The organism is Pseudomonas sp. EA_65y_Pfl1_P113, from assembly GCF_963970525.1.
Taxonomy (GTDB): domain Bacteria; phylum Pseudomonadota; class Gammaproteobacteria; order Pseudomonadales; family Pseudomonadaceae; genus Aquipseudomonas; species Aquipseudomonas tritici.
Genome location: NZ_CAXAQM010000322.1, coordinates 1 through 544, shown reverse-complemented (window position 1 = coordinate 544; position 544 = coordinate 1). Strand labels below are relative to the sequence as shown.

Annotated in this window: 1 pseudogene; it reads right to left on the bottom strand. The window is 60.1% G+C overall.

The annotated features are described in order from the left end of the window. Nucleotides 1-347: pseudogene (locus AACY52_RS29840) on the bottom strand (histidine kinase dimerization/phosphoacceptor domain -containing protein); the annotation flags it as partial. Between the last annotated feature and the right edge of the window lie 197 nt (nucleotides 348-544).

Here is a 544-nt window from a genome sequence, read left to right as displayed (position 1 = left end):
ACCAAGGCTGACCGAAATATTGGCCTGGACCTGCTCCCGGGCACTGGTGACTTCAATCGAGATCTGCTCGTGGTCGTGGATCATCGACGCGCCGATGCTCTCGCACAATTGGTGCAGGTATGGGCCGACATCGACCTTGTCGAGCGAGGCGACCGCCAGTTGCCGCTGGATCGCAGCAACTGACATCACGCGGCTATGGGCGTCCCCAAATGCCCGCGCACCTCTTCCGACTGAACCTTGCGGGCGCTCTGCAGCAATACGCTGGCGATGATCTGCAGACTATTGGCGACGCGGTGCTGCAGTTCCTGCAGCAAGACGCTCTTGTCATGAACCAAATCGTCATTCATTTTTTCGGCGATGCGAGCATCGGTGACGTCCGATATGGCGAGCAACAGGCGCGGTTCGGCCCCCGCGCCATAGCTGAGCTTATGCGCGTTCACGACCAGGCACCGCGTGCCAAGGCCGGGGCGCTTCAAGTCGAATTCGTAATTCTTGACTTCAGCGAGCCCCGACGCGGTTGCCTTGAGCAGCGATTGCAGTTGCG